The following is a 21023-nucleotide window of genomic DNA, read 5'->3' as shown; positions in this document are numbered from 1 at the left end:
CCGCGGCGAACGGCCGGAAGAGCCGCGCGGGACAGCACCGGAAGGGAGGGAAGGAATGACGGAAAACCTCATCGGGGACGCCGCGGCTTGCGCGCGGACCCTGGCCAGGATCCAGGGCGTGACCCTGGACGATGCCGACGCCGCCCTGTGCGGGCGCCTGCTGGCCGCCGTGCCGGGCGTGCTGGCGGCGGCGCATCCCGGCGGCTCGCTGTTCGACGTGCCGCTGGGCGCCCATGCCGCGCTCATTGCCGGGGAGCGGGCATGACCGATCCCACATCGCTGACCCTGACGGACGCCGCAAGGGCGGTCCGCGACGGCGCGCTGCGGGCGGAGGCCCTGGTCGATGCCTGCCTGGACCGCATCTCCCGGCTGAATCCGACGCTCAACGCCTTCCTGTCGGTCGAGCCGGAGGAGGCGTTGGCCGCCGCCCGCGCCGCCGACGCGGAGGCGCGGGCCGGACGGCTGCGCGGGCCGCTGCACGGCGTGCCGCTGGCCCACAAGGACATGTTCTATCGCGCCGGCAAACGCTGCACCTGCGGTTCCCCGACGATCCGCGGCGACTTCCGCCCGGAGCGGACGGCGACGGTGCTGGAGCGGCTGGATGCGGCCGGGGCGGTGACGCTCGGCACGCTGCACATGGCGGAATTCGCCATGGGGCCGACCGGGCACAACGCCCATCTCGGGCGTTGCCGCAACCCCTGGGAGCCGGAGCGCATCACCGGCGGCTCCTCCTCCGGCTCCGGGGCGGCGGTGGCGGGGCGGCTGGCCTTCGGCTCGCTGGGGTCGGACACCGGCGGGTCGGTGCGGCTTCCGGCGGCGCTGTGCGGCGTGGTCGGGCTGAAGCCGACGCAGGGGGCGACGCCGATGGACGGCGTGATGCCGCTGTCGGAAAGCCTGGACTGCGTCGGTCCGCTGGCCCGCAGCGCCGAGGACGCGGCGACGCTGTTCTCGGTCATCACCGGGCGAACGGACGTCGCGGACGGCATCGGCCAGGGGGTCGAGGGGCTGCGGCTGGGCATCCCGCGCCAATTCTACTACGACGGGCTCGACCCCGCCGTCGCCGCCGCGCTGGAGCGGGCGCGGGCGGTGCTGGAGCGCGCCGGCGCCCGCATCGTGGAGGTGGACATCCCCGACCACGAGCCCTACGGCGACCTTGCCAACCTCGTCTTCACGCCGGAGGCGGCGGCCGTCCATGCGCCCTGGCTGCGCGAGCGTCCGCAGGACTACGGCCCGCAGGTCCGCGCGCGGCTTCTGCAGGGGCTGATGGTGCCGGCGGCCTCCTACCTCCAGGCGAAGCAGCTCCGCGCGCTTCATCTCCGGGCAATGATCGAGGGTCCCTTCGCCCGGTGCGACGCGCTGTTCGTTCCCGCGCTGCGCAGCCGCGTGCCGACCGCCGCGCAGACCGACGTGGGGGCCGGGCCGGCGATGGCCACGGTGGTCGCCGGGGTGGCGGCGCTGACCCGTCCGGTCTCCTACCTCGGCCTGCCGGCACTCGTCACGCCCGCCGGCTTCGATCCGGACGGGATGCCGATCGCCATGCAGCTCATCGGCCGCCCGCAGGCGGAAGCCACGCTGCTGCGCATCGCCGACGCCTACGAGCGCGCCACCGGCTGGCTGAGCCGCGTCCCCCAGACACAGATCTTCTCGTGAAGGGAGTTACACCCATGCCGGGAACCGATACATTGACGTCTGCGGCCCCGCACACCCAGGCGACGTCGCCTGCGGTGGACGCCGCTCCGCAGCCGGGCCGCGGCCTGCCGGGCTGGTGGAGCTTCATCGAGGACCGCCTCCTCCTGAACGTCGCCACGATCCTGATGATGGCGGCCATCGGCATCATGTTCTACGAGGCGTCCAGCCGCTCCCTCCTGTCGGAAAGCCACTGGTGGGCGGAGGAGCTGGTCCGCTTCCTGGTGGTGTGGAGCGTGCTCCTGTCGCTGGGCGTCGGCACGCGGCACGGCCACTACATCCGCATGGACCTGCTGCTCAACATGATGCCGCAGTGGCTGCGGCTGGCCTTCTCCTGGCTGAACAGCCTGATCGGGCTGGGCTTCAGCGTGCTTCTGGTGGTCGCCGGGATTCAGGAGGTCGCCCACCTCCAGGCCATCGGCATGTTCACCGAATCCAACCTCGACCTGCCGCTGTGGATGGTCCGGCTGGTGCTGCCGCTGGGCGGGGTGCTCTACGGCTTCGCCTTCATCGGCAACATCATCCTGCTGCTGCGCGGCCAGGACCCCGATCCGCCCACCGAGGGCGAGAATCTCTAGGCGGCGATAAGAAAAGGGCAACCCAGCAAGGGGGGAAGGAAACACCATGACATCCATCATCGCCGTCGTCAGCCTGCTGCTTCTCGTGGCGGGAGGCGTGCACATCGCGCTGGCCCTGGGCGTCATCGCGGTCGGTCTGCTGACCTTCAACTTCAACATCCCGGTCGTCCTGGTCGCGCAGATGGCCTGGGACTCCGTCGACAAATACGCGCTGGTCTGCATTCCCTTCTTCATCTTCGCCGGCAACTTGATGTCGCGCGGCAACCTTGCGCTGGTCATCCTCGATCTGGTCGGCACGGTGATCCGCTGGTTCCGCGGCGGCGTCGCCTTGGCGCTGGCCATGTCCAGCGTGTTCTTCGCGGCGGTCAACGGCTCGTCGGTGGCCTGCGCCGTGGCGCTCGGCCCGGCGGCGGTGAAGCTGCTGCCGGCAGAGGGCTATCCGCCCCGCTTCGCCGCCTCTCTGGTGGCGGTCTGCGGCACGCTGGGGCTGATGATCCCGCCGTCGCTGACCTTCATCCTGATCGGCTCCATCGTCGGCCTGCCGATCACCGACCTGTTCATCGCCGGCATCGTGCCCGGCCTGTTCGAGGCGTTCCTGCTCGGTCTCACCACGCTGATCGTCAGCCGGCTCAAAGGCTACGGCCATGTCGGCGAGCGTCCGGACTGGAAGGGCTTCGGCCAGCGCCTGCCGGGTGCCGCCGGGGCGCTGATGATGCCGGTGATCATCATCGGCACGATCTACATGGGCTGGTTCACCCCGACCGAGGTGTCGGCGCTGGCCGCGGTCTACGCGGTGGTCCTGGTGACGATGGTCTACCGCACCGCCAACCTCGCCGCGGTGTGGGAGACGGCGCGGGAGTCGGTCCTCCAGACCGTGATGATCTACGGTGTGCTGCTCGGCTCCGGCCTGCTGACCGCGGTGCTGACCCGTCTCGGCCTGTCCGCCGAACTGACCGCGATGCTCAAGGAGGCGCAGGTCTCGCCCTTCGAGTTCCTGCTGGCGGTCAATCTGCTGCTGCTCGTCGTCGGCATGTTCCTGGACGGCGTGTCGATGATCGTGCTGCTGGCGCCGATCCTGTTCCCGATGGCGCACGCCGTGGGGGTGGACCTGATCCATTTCGCCGTCATCATGACCGCGCTGGTCGAGGTGGCGACCCTGACCCCGCCGGTCGGGCTGAACCTGTTCGTGATGAGCCGCATCACCAAGATGCCGCTCCATGCCATCGTGAAGGGGGTGCTGCCCTTCTACGGGATGCGGGTGGTGGCCCTGCTCGTCATCAACGCCTTCCCGGCCCTGTCGCTGGTCCTGCTGAAGTAAGCCGCCCCGCACGGATCATCCTCGTACGCCGGTTGCATCGGCGCCCCGGCTCGTCCATCTTCCGGCATCATGAGGGATGCGATGTCGGACGAAGCGGATAGCCTGAAGGAAACCAGCGGCACGGACGGCGCGGCGGAGCGGGGGGAGACCCCGCTCTACCAGGAGATCGTCCGCACGCTGCTGGAGGAGATCGACGCCGGCGCCTACGCCGTCGGCGACCGCCTGCCGACCGAGCAGGAGCTGTGCAGCCGCTTCGCCGTCAGCCGCCACACGGTGCGCGAGGCGCTGCGCCGGCTTCAGGAGATGGGCTACATCCTACGCCGCCAGGGATCGGGTTCGGTCCTGGCGGCGCGCCGCGCCGACGGGCGCTTCGTCAATTCGATCAGTTCCCTGGACGAGCTGGTGCAGTACGCCACCTCGACCCGCCTGGAAATCCTCTCGGTGGACCGCATCATCGTGGAGGAGGAACTGGCGGGCCGGCTGGGCTGCCGCCCCGAGACGCAGTGGTTCCGCGTCAGCGCGCTGCGCCGCACCCGCGAGACGTCGGAGCCCTTCTCCTACGTCGAGGTCTACATCGACGCCGCCTTCTCCGACGTGGTGCGCAACCTGGAGGTGGTGCAGTACGCCATCTACACGGTTCTGGAGCAGCGCTACGGCGTCCGCATCGCCGAGGTGATGCAGGACATCGAGGCCGCCCCCGCCAGCCTGAACGTCGCCTCGCGCCTGCATGTCCCGCCGCAGTCGCCGATCCTCGTCATCACCCGGCGCTATTTCACCGAGGACGGGCGTCTGGTGGAGATTGCGGTCAACACCCATCCGGGCGCCGGTTTCCGCTACACCATGGCGCTGCAGCGGCGCTGACAGACACGGCTTCACGACCGGCGGAACGGTGCCCACCGCGGGTCGAGGCCCTCGCGCAGGCCTTCGGCCAGCAGGTTGACGGCCAACGCGATGGCGGCGACGGTGACCGTCGTCGCGGCGATCAGGTGGGGGGCGTCGCGCAGGTCGGCCAGCCCGTCGCGGATCAGGGTGCCCAGCGACACCGACGGCTCCTGGATGCCCAGACCGAGACCGCTCAGCGTCGCCTCCGCCACCATGACCGGACCGATGGAGAGGGCGGCGCGGATGGCGACCGGCCCGGCGACCGTCGGCAGGAGATGGCGGCGGACCGTGTGCAGCGGTCCCGCGCCCAGGGCGGCGGAGGCGCGTACATGCTCGGCGGTCCGGTTCGACAGGGCGAGCGCCCGGCACCAGCGGACCTGCGAGGGCCACGCCGCCAGGGCGAGCGTCAGAACCATGGCCTCCGTCCCCGGACCCAGCAGCGCGGCGGCGACGATGGCGAGCGACAGCTCGGGAAAGCCGTGCAGCAGGTCGGCCAACCGCAGGACCACGGCGTCCGTGCGCCCGCCGATCCAGCCCGCCACCCCACCCGACGCGACACCCAGCCCCACCGCCAGGGCGAGCGCCAAACCGGCGATGGCGAAGGAGGTTCCGGTCCCGGCGATCAGCCGGGCGGCGACATCGCGGCCCAGCCCGTCGCAGCCCAGCGGGTGGGCGGCGGACGGCCCAGCCCAGGCCTGCCCGAGATCCATGGTGGACGGGTCGAGTGGCAGAAGAAGAACGGCCAGGGCCAGCGGCACGGCCAGCGCCGCGGCGAGCAGCAGGCCGGCGCGTCCGGCGAGCGAGCGCGTGACGGTCATGGCGGCTCCCCATCCCCATGCGCCCCAGCCCTATGCACCCCATCGGCGCGCAGCCGCGGGTCGGCGAGTCCGATCAGCAGTTCGGCGGTCAGGCTGATGGCCACCTGCAGCAGGACGAAGACCAGAACGGCGGCTCCGGCCACCGTGTGGTCGCGGGCCAGCACCGCCTGGACGGTCAGCCGCCCGATCCCTGGCAGGGCAAAGACCGTCTCCACCGCCGCCGTGGTGGTGAGGACCGTCCCGGCCACCGATCCGACCGCGGCCGCCAGCGGCACCAGGGCGTTCGGCAGGGCGTGGCGCAGCAGAACGGCGACCCGGCCCAGCCCCTTGGCCTGCGCGGTGCGGATGAAGTCGCGTCCCAGCACCTCCATCACCTGGGTGCGCGTCAGGCGGGCGATCATCGCCGCCGCCGGCAGGGCCAGCGCCGCCACGGCCCATGGCGCGGTGCCGGACCCCGCCAGCATCAGCCACGTCGCCAGCGCCAACGGCGGCATCGACAGGGCCAGCACCGACCCGATGGTGAGGGCGGTGCCCGGCCATGCCCGCCGGAGATCGGCCGTGGCGAGTCCCAGCGCGAGGCCGAGGGGCAGGGCGAGCGCCGCAGCACCCACCATCAGCCCCAGGGTCACCGGCAGGGCGTCGCCCAGCAGCGTCGTCACCGGCACGCCACCGTAGCGCAGCGATTGGCCGAGATCGCCCCGCAGCAGGTCCAGCGTGTAGGACAGGAATTGAACGGCCAGCGGCTGGTCCAGCCCGGCGTCTTCCCGCATGCGGCGGATCATGTCCGGGTCCGCGGCCCGCCCCTCGACCATGAGCATGACCGGATCGCCGGGAAGCGCGTGGGAGGCGAGAAAGCTCGCCAGCACGGCGGCTCCGGCCAGAATCAGCAGTCCCGGCAGGCGCCAGACCAATCGCCAAGCCAATCGCCAGAGCGGGCCGCGGCGGCCGGGCCGGCGTTCCGTCATGGCAACCGGGCGGCGTGGAAGTCCGTCGTGCCGTCGGGCCGGATGACCACCCCGGTCACGCCCGGCCGCACCAGAGCCACGAACTGCGGCACCGCAAGCGGTATCGCCACGGCCTGCTCCCGGAGCAGGGCTTCGGCCTCCCGGTAAAGCGCGTCGCGGGCGTCAGGGTCGGCGAGGCCGCGCGCCCGCTCCATCAGCCGGTCGAAGTTCAGGTCATGCCAGCGGCTGCGGTTGGTCGGGCTGGCGCTGTGCCATTGGGTGGCGAGCTGGTCCATGGGATCAGGGAAATCCGCCGTCCAGCCGTTGACGAACAACGCCTCGTGCCCTTCGTTGATCGCGGTCACGAAGGCCGCCCGCTCCTGGATGCGCACGCCGACCGGAATACCCAAAACCGCGGTGAGCTGGGCGGCGAAATAGGTCGCCTCCTCGCGCACGTTGGGGCCGCCGGCGATCTGGAGCGGCGGCAGGCCGCCTCCGCCGGCGTGGCCGGCCTCGGCCAGCAGCGCCTTGGCCCGGCCCGCATCAAATGGGGGCGGCGGCGGCGCGTCGGGCCGGTAGCCACCCAGACCGGGCGTGACGAAGCCGTTCGTCAGCACCGCCCGCCCGGCGTGCAGGCCGTTGACCGTGGCGGCCCGGTCCAGCGCGAGGCCGACCGCCTCGCGCACGCGCCGGTCGCGGAAGGGCGGGTACTGATCCTGGTTCAGGGCGAGATAGCGCACCTGGGCGCGGGCGAAGGCGGCGATCTGCCCGTCGTAGCGCGGCTGGCGGACCACGGTGCGCACGGCGTTTTCAGGAAGCATGGCCACGTCGAGCTGTCCGGCGTCGTAGCGCGCCAGAAGCGTGTTGGTGTCGGGCAGGACCGCCAGCGACACCGCGTCCACGGCAGGGGCGCCATTCCAGTAACCGGCATGGGCTTCCAGACGCACGGACTCGCCGTGCCGCCAGGATGCGAGGCGGAACGGCCCGGTGCCGCCGGACGCCCGCTCGGGCCACGCCGGTCCGAACTCGGCCTCCATCCCGCGGTCGACGAACAGGAACGGGTAGAGCGGGAACAGCGCGTCGGGTTCGGTCAACCGCACGACGAGTGTGTGGGGGTCGGGGATGGCGACGCCGGACAGCGCGGTTGCGGTCCCCTGCTGCAGCGCCGCGGCCCCCTCGATGTCGCGCAGGTAGAAGGCGCTGTAGCCGGGCTGGGGCTTGCGCGTCAGATGATGTTCCCAGGTCCACAGGATGTCGGCGGCGGTGAACGGGCGTCCCGAATGGAACCGCACGTCCGGGCGCAGGGCGAAGCGCCACGTCCGCCCGCCGTCCGGAGTTTCCCAGCGGGTGGCCAGCGCCGGAACGGCGTTGCCGGCGGCGTCGATCGCGGTGAAGCCCTCATACACCTGCCGCAGGACGCCGGAGGAGACCAGTCCGGGAAAGACGAACGGATCGATCGTCGTCAGATCGTCAGACAGGCTGGCCCGCAAGGTTCCTGCGGTTGCCGGCAAGGCGCCGCCGGCCGCGATGGCGAGAACGGTCAGAAGGAGACGAAGGGCAGCAAGCAAAGGCATGATGAGGGACGCTGCAGAGCGGTGGCCGGGGGGTAGAAAACCAGACGCCCCTGCCTCCTTCACAGCCTCCGGCCAGAGCGGAGCCGGAACCGCGCCGGACGTCCGCCATATGTATGCACAAGAGTGCGTTCATATCCAGGTATTCGCGCCGCCGGCGATGCGTCAGGCACCATACCCGGATTCGATCAGACGCGCGACCCGAAATGCCAGCAGATCGTCGTCACCTGCCGCACGATTCCCGCTTGGTTGCGAAGACCCGTCTTGCCCAGGATGGACGAGACCTGATTGTAGACGGTCCGCCGCTCCACCCCGCGGTCCTCGGCGATCTCGTCGACGCTCCGCCCGGAGCACAGGGCCAGCGCAATCTCGGCCTCCGAACCGGTGATCTGGAGAAGCTCGGCGACGGCGCGCACCGACACGTTGGGCAGCACGTCCGGATCGACGAGGGTCAGCAGGAGGATGCCGGTCATCGGCGTGCCGTTTCCGACGCTCTGGGCCGGCGGTTCCGACAGGGTGGCGAAATAGGGTGACGGCTGGTCCTGGCGCGACACGCGCAGGGTGATCGGCGTGCGGGTGCGGCGGCGGAAGAAACCGGCGGCCCGCTTGGCCAGTTCCATCTGCTCGTTCGGGGCGCCGGGAATGCACAGCCGTCCACCGACCATGGACAGCCCGTCCCCGCGCGACAGGATGGACGCGAAGGACTGGTTGCCGTCGATGACCTGACAGCGCGGCGTCAGCAATGCCGCCGGGTAGGGCAGGGCGTCGAGAAGCCGGACGACGAAGGAGGGCTGGGCCGCCTGCGGCAGGACCCCGCCGCCGTTGAGGGAAATCAGGCTGTCGAAGCCGCTCCGGAAATTCTCCAGGACGTTGCTGGTGACATCGCGCCGGATCTGGTACCACCAGCCGTCCGTGTCGTCCAACCGCTCGTAGGTGATCTGGATGACCCGCCCGTCGGAGTGGAGTGTGAAGGACTGCCAGAACCGGTTGAAGCGGCGGAGGTCTTCGGCGTAGCCGATCCACCGGTCCGGGTCGGAATAAATGGTGTCCGACCCGAATTTCTTATGCCTCACGCATTCCCACACGATGTCGCGGAAGGTGACCGCCCGCGAATAGTCGATGAAGGGATAGATCGTCTTCTGCTTGTCGTTGGTCGCCAGCAGAGTGTCGCTTCTGTCGAAGACGGCAAGCCCGGCGTTCATGTCCCTGGCGCGGCCGGAAAGATCGTGGACCAGATCAGACATCAATCCCTCCTCTTTCCTCGCTGCCGGGGATGACGGACACCCCCCTGAACGGGGCCTGGACCGCCGCTCAGGGGGGGTGTCCACGAAACGCGCTGCCAATCGAGCGAATTTAGCAGCAAACGCACCGTGTCATGCAACGATCAATACGATGGTATGACGCTCAGGCCGCCTCGACCGTGAGGAAGCAGCCGGCGAGTTCCTCCGTCGGCAGCTCCACGCCGAGCGTCGCCCGGAAGGCGTCCTGGGTGTTGGCGACAGCCTTCTGCCAGGTGGCGGCGTCGGGAGCGTCCGGGTGGTGATGGACCCGGGCGCCGACCAGCCGCTTCATGTCCGCCTCGTAGCGGTCCATGAACAGGATGTGTTCGTGCCATGCCGCGTCCGCCGCCTTCGTCGGCACCAGGATCAGGTTCGGCTTCGCCGCGACCACGACGAGGAACTGGCGGTAGGCCTCGACCGATTCCGTGGCCTGCTCCGGCGTGTAGCCGGCCATTTCGAGCCGCTTGTTGATGAAGGAGAGGTCGAGGTTCGCCGGCTGCACGGACAGGACGCGTTCGCTGTTGTCGTTCATTCTCGATGATCCTTTCAAAAAGGGATGAGGTTCACTTCGGTCCTCAAGGACCTCCGCCTGATGACGCCGACCCGTGCGCGGCGGCGGAACAACGACCGCCGGCATGTGTGGGCCGGTTCAAGGAAGAGGGGTCCTGGCCGGTCGTGCCCAACCGTCCGGCGCCTGTGCATGGCACCGGTCGGCATGGTCCGGCTGCCGCCGGAGGTAAACCGCCAAGGCTACGTTCGTGCGCGCAACACGCCCCGTTAGCTCCCGCAACAGGCTCGTCATGCGCCCCTCCTGCATACCCGAGTGCATCATAGTGTCGGTTGTGCAAGTGCTCAAGTGCATATCGTAAATTTGTATTGAATCTGAACCATAGCGTCCTTGGGATCGCATACGTATGCAGTCCAATTCGAGAAAGTCATGGTCTGGTCGTGTGAGATATCTCACTTGATTGAATCGTTTGCATTGATATCCGCGGAAGAGTTGGTATCTTCTGCGGGAGGTTGCAATTCATCTTGGCGTCACGGGGGTTCGGATGCAGGACCGGCGGGCACGTCCTTTTTCTTCGTCATGGCTCAATGGACTGCTCGCAGAGGCTTTGCAGCGTCCGGTTCTCGATGGCGCCGAGGACGCGCTGATCCTCGCGGACCTTTTCGCCGCCGCGGCACCGCCCCGCGTCGATGCGATCGTCCCCACCGCGCGGGCCAGCGGCTGGCTGCGCAAGGCGGCGGCGGCGGCGTACGATCAGCCCGCTCATCGGGTGGCGCGGGACGTGCGGAGCTTCGCCGAATACATGGTGGAGGCGGTGCGGCTGATGCAGCGGCACGGCCATTTCCAGGATCGCGCCGAGCGGCAGCGGGTGAAGGCACTTTTGAAGAGGGCGGGTGGGCGAGGGACGATGCCGGACCGCGCCGCCGCCGCGGAGCGGCTGCTGTCCGCCGCTGAAAGCCCGGACGCGGGACGGTCGGATGTCATTGCCGAAGCGATTGGTACCAGTGCGCTTGGCCCCAGTGCGCTTGGCGCCGGTGCGCTGGCCCCGCCGGGCGGCCTGGACGCCGCGACGACGGTGCTGCTCGGGCTGGCGTCCTTACCGGTGGATAAGCGCCGGGCGCGGCTGCACGGCATGGGCTTGGCGCTGCGGGCGTCGTCGGCGCCAGGGGGCTGGAATGGGTAAGGGCGCTCTCCGGCTCAGGGCAGCAGGATCGCCGATTGCCATTGTTGCAGGAACCGTTCCCGCTTCAGCCGGTCGAGGAACACCAGCAGCGCCGGGCTGAGGGTGATGGGATGCAGCGGCGCAGCCGTGCTGGAGCGCAGGCCTGACGCCGACGCCTCCCGCTTGATGCCGGAGGAGATGGCATAGAGGGCGGAGCGGTCGGCCACCACCTCCTGCCCGCGCGGCGACAGCAGATAGTCGATGAACGCCCCGGCGAGTTGCGGCCGGGCTGCCGTCCGGGGGATCACCGCGACGCGGGAGATGACCAGCGTGTAGTCCTCCGGCACCACGATGCCGATGGGTGCCCCCGCCGCCGCCCGCGCCCGCGCGTAGGAGCCGAGGACGTTGTAGGCGATCAGCACCTCCCCCCGCTCCACCATGTCCAGGATGTCGCCGGAGCAGCAGGCCAGACGCGCCTGGGCGTTGCCCATCATCGCGACGAGCTGCCAATACTGGCCGAACAGCAGGGCGTCGTGGGAGGCCAGAAGATAGCCGATGCCGCTGGTGGCCGTGTCGTAGGTGGCGACGCGCCGGCTGAAGCGGGCCGGGTCGTCGCGCAGCAGCCGGATCAGCGCCGGGCGCGTGCGCGGCACCTCAGCGTCCGGCAGCAGGTCGCGGTTGTAGGCAATCACCGCCGGCTCGAAGGTGAAGCCGAACGCCTCGTCCCGCCAGTTCGCCCAGTCCGGCAGCGCGTCGGTCAAAGCGGAGCGGTGGGGCTGGGTGTAACCGTCGTTGACCAGCTTCACCTGCAGGTCGGAGGCGGAGCTGATGAGCAGGTCGGGCGTCTCCGCCGTCAAACCATTGGCCGGCGCCCCCTTGGCCGGCACGGCCACCGCCTCGGCGTAGAGGTCGGCGGTGTCCATGTCCTTGTATTCGACAGTGACGTCGGGGTGGAGTTGCTGGAAGTCGAGCACCAGCGGCTCGATGGCTTGCCGGTCGGTGGCGGAATGAATGCGCAGCCGCTCCCGCGCGCCGCCGGGGGCGGGGTAGGTGATAAGCTGCGCCGCCTGCACGGCCTGCATCCAAGGCGCCCCGAGCAGGGCGACGAGGACCAGAAGGGGCAGCAGGGCCCGCGCGGCCCCTCCCCCCGCCGTGGTGGTGCCGCCACCCGCCTCCGGGAAGTCGATGCGCGCGATCAGCCCGCCGCCGGGGCGGTCGAGCAGGGACAAATCCGCTCCATGCGCCTCCACCACCGAGGTGACGATGGCGAGGCCCAGACCGCTGCCCGCCACCCCGGCGGCGGAGCTGCCGCGCCCGAACCGCTCCAGCACGCGGCGCTTCTCGGCGTCCGGCACGCCGGGGCCGCGGTCGGCGATCTCCACGCGCAGGCCCCGCCCGTTTGGCCGGGGGGTCAGCGTCAGGTCGATGGGGCCGGCCGGGCCGGCGTACTTCACCGCGTTGTCGAGCAGGTTGGTCAGCGCTTCGCGCAGGCTGATGGCGTCGCCGGGGACGGTGGCTGGCTCCGCCGCGCGGTCGATGTCCAGGCGGATCGCCGTGTCGCCGGCCACCGCGCGGGCGCGCTGGAACACCTGCTCCAGCAGGGCGCCGAGATCGACGTCCTCCGGCTTCAAGGCTTCGCTGCGGTGGATCACCATGGCGTGGTTGAGGAGCTGGCTGGTCAGCTGGCTGGCCTCCACCGCGTTGCGGTGCACGCGCTGGGCGATGCGGTGCAGGGCGTCGGGGTCGTCCTCGTCGATGGCGAGTTCCGCCTGCAGGCGAAGGCTGGCCAGCGGCGTGCGGATCTGGTGGGCGGCGTCGGCCAGGAAGGTCTGCATGGTGTCGAGGTTGGATTTGAGCCGCGCCATGAGCTGGTTGATCGCCTGGACGAGCTGCGAGACCTCCTGCGGCGGCGGCATGGCGATGGGGGAGAAGTCGTGGGGCTGCCGCTCGCGGATCATCCGCTCCAGCGAGCCCAGCGGGGCCAGCGCCTGCCGCACCCCGAACCAGATCAGCCCGCCCGCCGCGACCACGGTGAAGGCGATGGGCAGAAAGGCGTTCGCCAGGATGTCGCGGGCCAGCGCCCCGCGCTCCTCCCGCGTCTGGGCGACGGCGATGGTGATCCAGCCGCCAAGCTCCGGCTGCGCCGCGAAGCGCTTCAGGACGGCGATCCGCACCGGCATGCCGCGGAAGCTGGCGTTCTCGAACCGGGTGGCGGGGTCTCCGCCGGCCGCGCCGGCGACCCCGGTCTTGGCGGGCGCCACCGGCAGGTCGTGGTAGCCGGTGACCAGCTCGCCGTCCGGCGCGGTGATCAGATAGAACACGCGGTCGCGCCGCGCCTGGGCCAGGATGCCCAGCGAGGAGTAGGGCAGATCGACGGAGAAGCGCCCGTCCTCCACCCGCACCGTGTCGGAGATCGACAGCGCCGACGCCATCAGCAGCCGGTCGAAGGCGGCGTCGGCGGCGCGCTGGGCATAGGCGCTGATGAACAGGAACAGTCCGGCGGTCAGAACGGCCAGCACGCCGAGCAGGCGGATGAACAGCCGCCGCCGCAGCGAGAACCCCTCAGCCTTCGGCACACACTTCCGCCACATACCCCAGCCCCCGAACCGTCCGGATCTCCACCGACGCGCCCTCCAGCTTGCGCCGGAGGCGGGAGACATACAACTCGATGGCGTTCAGCGCGGTGGGCTGGTCGAGGCTGAACAGCCGGTCCATCAGGTCCTCCTTGGACAGGACGGTGTTCAGGTTGCTGAGGAACAGCTCCAGAAGGCGGAACTCGCGGCCGCCGAGATCGACGGTCCGGCCGTCGACCAGCACCTTCTTGGCCGCGGCGTCGAACACCAGATTGCCGAACTGCGTGCGCGAGGAGGCGAGCCCGTGCGAGCGGCGCAGCAGGGCGCGGCAGCGGGCCTCCAGCTCCCGCAGGTCGAAGGGCTTCACGATGAAGTCGTCGGCGCCGAGGTCGAGCAGGTCGACCCGGACATTGACCTGAGAGCGGGCGGTCATCACCAGGACCGGCGTGGCGTCGCGGCGCTGGCGCAGGCGGTTCAGCAGCGTCTGCCCGTCCACCCCCGGCAGCATGATGTCGAGCAGGACGAGCTGGTACGCCTCCTGGCGCAGCAGCTCCTCCGCCTCGTCGCCGGTCGGCGCCCAGTCGACGGCGTAGCCCAGCTTGCGCAGCCGGTGGACGATGGCGTCGGCCAGATCCTCGGTGTCCTCGACGACGAGTATGCGCATGGTCCGTCTCCGGCCTTCATAGCCCCCTCCCAGAGGAGAGAGGGGACATGAGCCCATGTATCAGTGCGCCATGAAGATGGGAATGGCGGGCGGTTCGCGCAGGACATCGAGCGTCACGCCGCCCCACACCCGTTCGCGCACACGGCTGTGGCCGTAGGCGCCCATCACCAGCAGGTCGCAGCCAGCCTCCGCCGCCGTCTCCTGCAAGGCCCGACCGACCGCCCGGCCCGACGCCGCGACCCGGCGGATCGACGCCGCGACGCCATGCAGCGCCAGATAGGCCGACAGGCGGTCGGGGTCGGACGCGCGTCCGGGGTCGGCGACGTCGGCCGACAGGATGACCGCCTTGCCGGCGCGCTGCAGCAGGGGCAATGCCGCCGCGACCGCCCGTGAGGCTGCGGCCCCGCCGTCCCAAGCCACGGCGACCGCGGAGCCGACCGAGGCCGGTTCGGCCGCCGGCGCCAGCAGCAGGGGGCGGCCCGAGCCGAAGAGGGTGGCCTCGATGGCCGGGCCCATGGCGTTGGTGCCGTCGGAGGTCTGGGCGATCACCACCAGATCGGCGAGCCGCGCCTCCTCCGCCAGCGTCTCGGCCAGCGGGCCGGTCGCCTGCTGCCAGGAGGCGGTCGGACCCTCCGCGCCCACGGTGCCGCCGGTCAGGCTGTCCGCCTCCGCGGCCCCGAAGCGGCCGCGGAACTCCTCGAACAGCTCGTGGGCGGAGTCGACCACCCGCGCCTGATCCTCCTGCCCGATGCGGATGAGCTGCTCGACCAGCGCCTTGGGGATGGCGGCGCTTTCCACGGAGGTGCGGATTTCGACCTGCGGCATGACGCTCAACCCCTCCACATGGGCGCGGGAGCGGCCAGCGAGCAGAAAGGCCGTGGCGATGGCGCGGCGGTCCAGCGGCCGCCCGGTCAGGGGAACGAGAACCTTCTTGATCATCGGAAGCGCTCCGTCACGATAGCCAGGAGGTGTGCATGAGGACTTCGTTGCTGCCGCGCCAGATCATGTCGAGCGCCACATAGGTGATGATGGCGAGACCGACCCAGCCGATCCAACGGTGCTTGTGCAGGACATGCGCGATCATGTTGGCCGCCGCCCCCATCAGCACGACGGAGAGCAGCAGACCGATGACCAGGATGGTCGGGTGGTCCTTGGCGGCGCCGGCCACCGCCAAGACGTTGTCGAGCGACATCGACACGTCCGCCACCACGATCTGCCAGATGGCCGCTCCCACCGTGACGCCGCCGACCGCGGCCCCGGCGGCGGCGTTTCCGGACACCCCCGCCGGCGTGTCAGGGGCGTCCATCGCCTCGTCGGGGGCCACCTCGTCCGTCCCGTGGGAGCGCAGCTCGCGGAACATCTTCCAGCAGACCCACAGCAGCAGAACGCCGCCGGCCAGGGTCAACCCGATGATGGCGAGGAGCTGGGTGGTGATCAGCGCGAAGAAGATGCGCAGGACGATGGCCGCCCCGATGCCCCAGAAGATCACCTTGCGGCGCTGCGCCAGCGGCACCGCGGCGGCGGCCATGCCGACGACGATGGCGTTGTCGCCGGCCAGCACGAGGTCGATGGCGACCACCTGCCCGAGGGCGGCGAGCTGCGACCAGAGATCGACGCTTTCCATGGAAAAGTCCTTCGCGGGATGGCGGTCTTACGTCGCGGGATGGCTGCCGGGCTGCGAGGCGCTGTCGCCCTTGCCCGTGCCCTTACCCGCGCCGTTGCTTCGGAAGCGCAGGACCATCGGGCCGATCACCAGCAGGGCGGCGATGATCAGAAGGGCCGCCGAGATCGGGTGGGTCAGGAAGACCGAGGGGTCGCCCTGGCTGATCGCCAGCGCGCGGCGGAACTGCTGTTCGGCCAGCGGCCCCAGGATCAGCCCGACCACGCAGGGCGCCACCGGCACGTTCAGGACGCGCATGCCGAAGCCGAGCAGCCCGATCACCCACAGGATGACCAGATCGATGACGTTGTTGTTCAGCGTATAGGCGCCGAGCGACGAGAAGACCAGGATGCCGGCGTACAGCCAGGGCCGCGGGATCAGCAGCAGCTTCACCCAGAAGCCGACCAGCGGCAGGTTCAGCACCAGCAGCAGCACGTTGCCGATGTAGAGGCTGGCGATCATGCCCCAGACCAGTTCGGGGTTGTTGTCGAACAGCGTCGGGCCGGGCTGCAGGCCGTATTGCTGGAAGGCGGCCAGCATGATGGCGGCGGTCGCCGAGGTCGGCAGGCCGAGCGACAGCAGCGGGGCGAGCACGCCGGCGGCCGACGCGTTGTTGGCGGCTTCCGGACCGGCGACGGCCTCGATGGCGCCTTTGCCGAACTCCTCCGGCTTCTTCGCCAGACGCTTCTCGACCAGATAGGACAGGAAGGTCGGGATCTCGCTGCCGCCCGCCGGCAGGGTGCCGATGGGGAATCCCAGCAGCGTGCCGCGCAGCCACGGCTTCCACGAGCGCGCCCAGTCCTCGCGGCTCATCCATTTGGAGCCCTTGAGCGCGTAGATCTCCTCCGTCTCGAAGCGGTGGCGGGAGGCGACGTAGAGCGTCTCGCCGACCGCGAACAGGCCGACCGCGACGACCACCGTGTCGATGCCGTCGAGCAGCTCCGGCACGCCGAAGGCCAGCCGCGCCTGACCGGTCTGCATGTCGATGCCGACCAGACCCAGCGCCAGACCGAGGAACAGGCTGGCCAGCCCGCGGGCCAGCGAGCTGCCCAGCACGGCGGTGACGGTGGTCAGCGCCAGCACCATCAGCGCGAAATACTCGGCCGGGCCGAACAGGAGGGCCATCTTGACCATCAGCGGGGCGACGAAGGTCAGCGCCGCGGTGGCGATGGTGCCGGCGATGAAGGAGCCGATGGCGGCGGTCGCCAGCGCCTGGGCGCCGCGGCCTTGGCGGGCCATGGCATGGCCGTCGATGGCGGTGACGATGCTGCCGGACTCGCCCGGCGCGTTCAGCAGGATCGAGGTCGTCGAGCCGCCGTACATCGCGCCGTAATAGATGCCGGCGAACATGATGAAGGCGGAGGTCGGCTCAAGCCCGTAGGTGACCGGCAGCAGCAGGGCCACGGTCAGCGCCGGGCCGATGCCGGGCAGAACGCCGACCGCGGTGCCCACCGTCACGCCGATCGCCGACCACAGAAGGTTGTAGGGGGTCAACGCCACGAGGAAGCCGTGGCCCAGGGCGGCAAGGGTGTCCATTGTGCAGTTTCCTTCCCGAGGCGGGGCTTATTCGGCGTCGGCTGACGTGAGCCGTTCGACGATGCTGCCCTCGGGCAGGTTCAGGCCGAGCCCGTAATTGAAGGCCACGAAGGTGAAGGCGGCGAGCGCCAGCCCGATGGCGAGGTTGACCACCAGCCGCCGGCCGCCGAAGGCGCGGGAGACCGCGGCGAACAGGATGGTGGTGGAGGGAATCCAGCCCAGCGTGTCGAGCAGCAGGAACTGGACGGCCAGCCCCGCCGCGACCAGCGCCACGGCCCAGAGGTCCAGCTCAAGCCCCTCGGCGTGGGCGACAGCCCCGGCGAAGGCCTCGCGCAGCAGGGACAGCCCGACCAGGACGAGGCCGCCCGAGATCAGGTAGGGGAACAGGGCGGGGCCGACCACCGCCCGGCCGACGCTCGGGGTCAGCATGGTTTCGACCGCGATCAAGCCCCCCAGGGCGATCAGCCCGCCGCCCAGCACCGCCTCTCCGGCGCGCATGCTCCGACCGGTGGTCATCGCTTCATCCTCCCAGACTGTTTTTTGCGGACCGGTGGGCGCGGCGACCGCGCCCACCTTGGTTCGGTCCTTACTTCACAAGGCCGATGTCCTTCAGCGTGCCTTCGATCTGCGCGCGCTCCTGCTTGAGGAAGGAGGCGAACTCGGCGGAGGGCTGGTAGAGGTCGATCCAGCCGCGCTGCTTCACGGCCTGCTTCCACTCGTCGCTGGCGACCGCCTTGGCGACGGCCTCCTGGAGTTCCTTCAGCTCGGCCGGCTTGGCGGAGGACTGGGCGAAGACGCCGCGCCAGTTCACGAACTCCAGATCGACGCCCTGCTCCTTCATGGTCGGCGTGTCGGAGCCCGGCAGGCGCTGCGGGGCGGAGACGGCGATGGCGCGCAGCTTGCCCGCCTGGAACTGCGGGGCGAACTCGCTGTAGCCGCCCATGCCGAGCGTCACATGGCCGCCGAGCGCCGAGGCCAGCAGCTCGCCGCCGCCCGCGGTGGCGACGTAGTTGACCTTGTTCGGATCGACGCCGACCGACTTGGCGATCAGGCCGGCCAGGATCTGGTCGCTGCCGCCCGCCGAACCGCCGCCCCAGGAGACCGAGCCGGGGTCCGCCTTGAACTTCTTGATCAGGTCGTCGAAGGTCTTGATGGGCGAATCCGGCGGGACGACGATGGCGGTGTACTCGCCGGTCAGCCGGGCCAGCGGGGTCACCTGATCGAGCGTCACCGCCGACTTGTTGGTGACGATGGCGCCCAGCATGATCTGGCCGCCGACCAGGATCGTCGGCGTGCGCTTTTTGGCGGTGACGAACTGGGCGAGGCCGACCGTGCCGCCGGCGCCGGGGATGTTCACGACCTGGATGCCGGAGGCCAGCTTCTGATCCTGTAGAACCTGCTGGAGGGTGCGGGCGTGCTGGTCCCAGCCGCCGCCGGGGCTGGCCGGGGCGATGATCTCCAGCCCCTTGATCTCGGCCAGCGACGGGGTGGCGGCGAGGGCGGCCGTGGCGAGGACGGCGGCGGTCAGGACGCCCTTCACGGCGCCCGGCATGCGGATGGTCATGACGCTTCGCTCCATGGGTGTGTTTTGTTCTGAGACCCGGCGGATCACCGCCGGCTGTCGGTCACTTGACGAGGCCGAGTTCCGTCAGGACGCCTTCGATCCGGGTCCGCTCGTCCTTCACGAAGGCGGCGAATTGGTCGGGCGGCAGGTAGAGGTCGATCCAGCCGCGCTCTTCGGCGATGCGCTTCCACTCGTCGGTGCGGACCATGGCGCCGACCGCGTCGTCGAGAACCTGCTTCTCCGACGCCTTCAGGTTGCCTGGCGCCATCACGGCGCGCCAGTTCACCAGCTCGACATCCACGCCCTGCTCCTTGAAGGTCGGGACGTCGATGCCGGGAAGGCGCTGCGGGGAGGAGATCGCCAGCGCGCGCAGCTTTCCGGCCTGGAGCTGCGAGGCCATCTCGTTGTAGCCGCCGGTCGCCACGGTGATGTGGCCGCCAAGCACCGAGGCCATCATCTCGCCGCCAGCACCGGCGGCGATGTAGTTCATCTTGGAGACGTCGCCGCCGATCGCCTTGACCAGCAGGCCGTAGAGGATGTGATCGGGGCTGCCGACGGCGAAGCCGCCCCAGGAGACCGAGCCCGGATCGGCCTTGAACTTCTTCACGAGGTCATCGAGCGTCTTCAGCGGCGAGTCCGCGGCCACGACGATGGGCTGGTACTCGCCGGTCAGGCGGGCCAGCGGGGTTACCTGATCGAGGGACACCGGCGACTTGTTGATCAGGATCGCCCCGATCATGCCGAGGCCGGAGATCATCAGGCCGGGGTTGCGCTTCTTGGCGGTGACGAACTGGCTGAGGCCGATGGTGCCGCCGGCTCCCGGAATGTTGACCACCTGGACGCTGGAGGCCAGCTTGTGGTCCTGGAGGACCTGCTGCATGGCGCGCGCGTGCTGGTCATAGCCGCCGCCGGCGTTGGCGGGGGCGATGATTTCCAGATTTTTGATCTCCGCGGACGCGGGGGCGGCGAACAGGGCGGAAGCGGCCAGCACGGCCGCCGCCAGCATCCCCTTGGCGGGGTTGCCGAGGCTCATGGTGTTTCCTCCGATTGGGCTTTTTTGCTTTTTGGACGGCGCTTGCTGCGCCTTACGGTGCCTTGGTGGTGGGGCGCTGCGGGCGCGCCTCGTAGAGGAGGACGGAGCCGCCGGCCCCCGCGCCGCAGGCGGCGCCATAAAAAAGCGGGGTTCGCTGGTCCGCCGATGCGGTCTTCGCCGTGGGTTCCGCCGGCTTTCGGGCTGCGGATTCGGTCGCCATGGTGGAGGTTCCGGGAACGGTGGTTGGTTGCTCCAACTGTTTAGCAGGCGAACCTGTCATGAACCTGTCAAACACCACCCAGGCACGCAAAATTTCGGCGCTCCACCCGGAAGAGGCGGAGACCGGTCTTCGGCGGTTTTTCCCCCGCCGGGGGGGGACGTGGCCCCCTCCCTAACCCTCCCCCGCTTTGCAGGGGAGGGGATTTAAAGCTCCCTCCCCCGCGAAGCGGGGGAGGGCCGGGGTGGGGGCAATGCCCCCGGAACCTACCGCACCACCAGCAGGAACAGCCCCTGGCCGAGATAGACGGTGCCGGTCAGGGCGACCAGACGCTGGCTCCAGCTGCGGAACTGGGCGTCGCTCATGGCGTCGAGCACGCGGCGCGACAGGTTCGTCCCCAGGACGGCCATGCCGATGCACAGGGCCGTCACCGTGATGTCCAGCGCCTCCGCCTCCGACGCCGCGACGAGGGAGCCGAAATAGACCGTCTTGAACAGGTGGCCGAAGACCTGCATCGTCGCCTTGGTCGCGACGACGCTCTGCCGCGACAGGCTGGACTTCACGAAGAAGACGTCGAGCAGCGGCCCCGAGATGCCGGCGATCAACTGCACGCCCATGCACAGCAGGCCGGCCAGCGTGCTGTGGCCGCGCCGCGACACGTTCAGCGACCAGTGCGACGGAACCGCCATCGCCATGAAGGGCGACAGGCCCAGCAGGATCAGCGACTCCGCCTTGCCGGGCACGTAGCGGATCAGGGTGAAGATGCCGACCGCCACCGCCCCGCCCAACAGGAACCGGGCCACGATCTCCCATTGCACGTGCCGCCGCCACAGCCACGCCCGCCATCCGTTGGCGGTCATCTGCGTGATCCCGTGCAGCAGCATCGCCGAGGACACCGGTAGCAACACCAGCAGCAACCCCATCAGCACCATGCCACCGGCCATGCCGAACAGGCCCGACAGGAACGAGGTCACCAGCGCCGCAAGGCCGAGTCCGAGTGTCAGGGGAACCGTCAGCATCCCGCTCATC

Annotated in this window: 20 protein-coding genes; 6 read left to right on the top strand and 14 right to left on the bottom strand. The window is 70.0% G+C overall.

Annotation, left to right across the window (positions count from 1 at the left end):
* Positions 1–55: 55 nt before the first annotated feature.
* The 5 genes from ABAZ39_RS31280 (at position 56) to ABAZ39_RS31260 (ending at position 4443) form a co-directional block, all read left to right on the top strand.
* Positions 56–265: a hypothetical protein gene (locus ABAZ39_RS31280; protein WP_040138221.1), complete on the top strand. Its 210-nt coding sequence runs from the start codon at positions 56–58 to the stop codon at positions 263–265.
* Entirely contained in the window at positions 262–1650 is a 1389-nt protein-coding gene (locus ABAZ39_RS31275) for an amidase (protein ID WP_040138220.1), read from the top strand. Before ABAZ39_RS31280 ends, ABAZ39_RS31275 begins: the two co-directional genes overlap by 4 nt.
* 14 nt (positions 1651–1664) lie before the next feature.
* A complete protein-coding gene (locus ABAZ39_RS31270) occupies positions 1665–2264 on the top strand; it encodes a TRAP transporter small permease (protein WP_081863472.1) in 600 nt (199 codons plus the stop codon).
* Between the two features lie 46 nt (positions 2265–2310).
* Complete coding sequence (locus ABAZ39_RS31265; protein WP_040138219.1) at positions 2311–3582, top strand: TRAP transporter large permease; 1272 nt, start codon at positions 2311–2313, stop codon at positions 3580–3582.
* Positions 3583–3663: 81 nt separating this feature from the next.
* On the top strand, positions 3664–4443 hold the full coding sequence (locus ABAZ39_RS31260) for a GntR family transcriptional regulator (RefSeq protein ID WP_040138218.1): 780 nt from the start codon (positions 3664–3666) through the stop codon (positions 4441–4443).
* Positions 4444–4454: 11 nt separating this feature from the next.
* Here ABAZ39_RS31260 and ABAZ39_RS37615 read toward each other — a convergent pair whose 3' ends face one another.
* The 5 genes from ABAZ39_RS37615 to ABAZ39_RS33590 form a co-directional block, all read right to left on the bottom strand.
* Positions 4455–5282, bottom strand: a complete 828-nt coding sequence (locus ABAZ39_RS37615; RefSeq protein WP_040138217.1) for an ABC transporter permease — start codon at positions 5280–5282, stop codon at positions 4455–4457.
* Positions 5279–6247, bottom strand: coding sequence for an ABC transporter permease (locus ABAZ39_RS31250; protein ID WP_063922764.1), 969 nt, complete (start codon positions 6245–6247; stop codon positions 5279–5281). The genes ABAZ39_RS37615 and ABAZ39_RS31250 overlap by 4 nt, the downstream gene beginning before the upstream one ends.
* Positions 6244–7800 carry an ABC transporter substrate-binding protein gene (locus ABAZ39_RS31245; protein WP_040138216.1) on the bottom strand — a complete coding sequence of 519 codons (1557 nt, stop codon included), beginning with the start codon at positions 7798–7800 and terminating at the stop codon, positions 6244–6246. The genes ABAZ39_RS31250 and ABAZ39_RS31245 overlap by 4 nt, the downstream gene beginning before the upstream one ends.
* Before the next feature lie 185 nt (positions 7801–7985).
* Complete coding sequence (locus ABAZ39_RS31240; protein ID WP_040138215.1) at positions 7986–9041, bottom strand: helix-turn-helix transcriptional regulator; 1056 nt, start codon at positions 9039–9041, stop codon at positions 7986–7988.
* A gap of 160 nt (positions 9042–9201) precedes the next feature.
* Positions 9202–9609 (bottom strand): glycine-rich domain-containing protein, encoded by a 408-nt coding sequence (locus ABAZ39_RS33590; protein ID WP_051658779.1) that lies wholly within the window; start codon positions 9607–9609, stop codon positions 9202–9204.
* Between the two features lie 583 nt (positions 9610–10192).
* Here ABAZ39_RS33590 and ABAZ39_RS31230 point away from each other — a divergent pair.
* Positions 10193–10768 (top strand): hypothetical protein, encoded by a 576-nt coding sequence (locus ABAZ39_RS31230; protein WP_040138214.1) that lies wholly within the window; start codon positions 10193–10195, stop codon positions 10766–10768.
* Positions 10769–10782: 14 nt separating this feature from the next.
* Here ABAZ39_RS31230 and ABAZ39_RS31225 read toward each other — a convergent pair whose 3' ends face one another.
* The 9 genes from ABAZ39_RS31225 to ABAZ39_RS31185 all read right to left on the bottom strand — a co-directional run bounded on the left by ABAZ39_RS31225 (position 10783) and on the right by ABAZ39_RS31185 (position 21013).
* Positions 10783–13323 carry a sensor histidine kinase gene (locus tag ABAZ39_RS31225; protein WP_040138213.1) on the bottom strand — a complete coding sequence of 847 codons (2541 nt, stop codon included), beginning with the start codon at positions 13321–13323 and terminating at the stop codon, positions 10783–10785.
* Positions 13310–13984, bottom strand: coding sequence for a response regulator transcription factor (locus ABAZ39_RS31220; RefSeq protein WP_040138212.1), 675 nt, complete (start codon positions 13982–13984; stop codon positions 13310–13312). The genes ABAZ39_RS31225 and ABAZ39_RS31220 overlap by 14 nt, the downstream gene beginning before the upstream one ends.
* Before the next feature lie 60 nt (positions 13985–14044).
* Entirely contained in the window at positions 14045–14923 is an 879-nt protein-coding gene (locus tag ABAZ39_RS31215; RefSeq protein WP_040138211.1) for a putative universal stress family protein, read from the bottom strand.
* Between the two features lie 13 nt (positions 14924–14936).
* Positions 14937–15608, bottom strand: a complete 672-nt coding sequence (locus ABAZ39_RS31210) for a TerC family protein (RefSeq protein ID WP_040138210.1) — start codon at positions 15606–15608, stop codon at positions 14937–14939.
* Between the two features lie 27 nt (positions 15609–15635).
* On the bottom strand, positions 15636–17180 hold the full coding sequence (locus tag ABAZ39_RS31205; RefSeq protein WP_040138209.1) for a tripartite tricarboxylate transporter permease: 1545 nt from the start codon (positions 17178–17180) through the stop codon (positions 15636–15638).
* Positions 17181–17207: 27 nt separating this feature from the next.
* A complete protein-coding gene (locus tag ABAZ39_RS31200; RefSeq protein WP_040138208.1) occupies positions 17208–17696 on the bottom strand; it encodes a tripartite tricarboxylate transporter TctB family protein in 489 nt (162 codons plus the stop codon).
* Positions 17697–17766: 70 nt separating this feature from the next.
* Positions 17767–18744, bottom strand: a complete 978-nt coding sequence (locus ABAZ39_RS31195) for a Bug family tripartite tricarboxylate transporter substrate binding protein (protein ID WP_081863470.1) — start codon at positions 18742–18744, stop codon at positions 17767–17769.
* A 61-nt stretch (positions 18745–18805) separates the two neighbouring features.
* Entirely contained in the window at positions 18806–19777 is a 972-nt protein-coding gene (locus ABAZ39_RS31190; RefSeq protein ID WP_040138207.1) for a Bug family tripartite tricarboxylate transporter substrate binding protein, read from the bottom strand.
* A gap of 483 nt (positions 19778–20260) precedes the next feature.
* Complete coding sequence (locus ABAZ39_RS31185) at positions 20261–21013, bottom strand: TSUP family transporter (protein WP_040138206.1); 753 nt, start codon at positions 21011–21013, stop codon at positions 20261–20263.
* Between the last annotated feature and the right edge of the window lie 10 nt (positions 21014–21023).

It is taken from the genome of Azospirillum argentinense (assembly GCF_000632475.1).
Lineage (GTDB): Bacteria > Pseudomonadota > Alphaproteobacteria > Azospirillales > Azospirillaceae > Azospirillum > Azospirillum baldaniorum.
Note: the sequence above shows the minus strand (reverse complement) of the source record. Positions and strands in the feature narration are given on the sequence as shown.

Coding starts and splice junctions, on each gene's coding strand:
- ABAZ39_RS31280 (WP_040138221.1), top strand. CDS start 56: ATGACGGAAAACCTCATCGGGGACGCCGCGGCTTGCGCGCGGACCCTG.
- ABAZ39_RS31275 (WP_040138220.1), top strand. CDS start 262: ATGACCGATCCCACATCGCTGACCCTGACGGACGCCGCAAGGGCGGTC.
- ABAZ39_RS31270 (WP_081863472.1), top strand. CDS start 1,665: ATGCCGGGAACCGATACATTGACGTCTGCGGCCCCGCACACCCAGGCG.
- ABAZ39_RS31265 (WP_040138219.1), top strand. CDS start 2,311: ATGACATCCATCATCGCCGTCGTCAGCCTGCTGCTTCTCGTGGCGGGA.
- ABAZ39_RS31260 (WP_040138218.1), top strand. CDS start 3,664: ATGTCGGACGAAGCGGATAGCCTGAAGGAAACCAGCGGCACGGACGGC.
- ABAZ39_RS37615 (WP_040138217.1), bottom strand. CDS start 5,282: ATGACCGTCACGCGCTCGCTCGCCGGACGCGCCGGCCTGCTGCTCGCC.
- ABAZ39_RS31250 (WP_063922764.1), bottom strand. CDS start 6,247: ATGACGGAACGCCGGCCCGGCCGCCGCGGCCCGCTCTGGCGATTGGCT.
- ABAZ39_RS31245 (WP_040138216.1), bottom strand. CDS start 7,800: ATGCCTTTGCTTGCTGCCCTTCGTCTCCTTCTGACCGTTCTCGCCATC.
- ABAZ39_RS31240 (WP_040138215.1), bottom strand. CDS start 9,041: ATGTCTGATCTGGTCCACGATCTTTCCGGCCGCGCCAGGGACATGAAC.
- ABAZ39_RS33590 (WP_051658779.1), bottom strand. CDS start 9,609: ATGAACGACAACAGCGAACGCGTCCTGTCCGTGCAGCCGGCGAACCTC.
- ABAZ39_RS31220 (WP_040138212.1), bottom strand. CDS start 13,984: ATGCGCATACTCGTCGTCGAGGACACCGAGGATCTGGCCGACGCCATC.
- ABAZ39_RS31215 (WP_040138211.1), bottom strand. CDS start 14,923: ATGATCAAGAAGGTTCTCGTTCCCCTGACCGGGCGGCCGCTGGACCGC.
- ABAZ39_RS31210 (WP_040138210.1), bottom strand. CDS start 15,608: ATGGAAAGCGTCGATCTCTGGTCGCAGCTCGCCGCCCTCGGGCAGGTG.
- ABAZ39_RS31205 (WP_040138209.1), bottom strand. CDS start 17,180: ATGGACACCCTTGCCGCCCTGGGCCACGGCTTCCTCGTGGCGTTGACC.
- ABAZ39_RS31200 (WP_040138208.1), bottom strand. CDS start 17,696: ATGACCACCGGTCGGAGCATGCGCGCCGGAGAGGCGGTGCTGGGCGGC.
- ABAZ39_RS31195 (WP_081863470.1), bottom strand. CDS start 18,744: ATGACCATCCGCATGCCGGGCGCCGTGAAGGGCGTCCTGACCGCCGCC.
- ABAZ39_RS31190 (WP_040138207.1), bottom strand. CDS start 19,777: ATGAGCCTCGGCAACCCCGCCAAGGGGATGCTGGCGGCGGCCGTGCTG.
- ABAZ39_RS31185 (WP_040138206.1), bottom strand. CDS start 21,013: ATGCTGACGGTTCCCCTGACACTCGGACTCGGCCTTGCGGCGCTGGTG.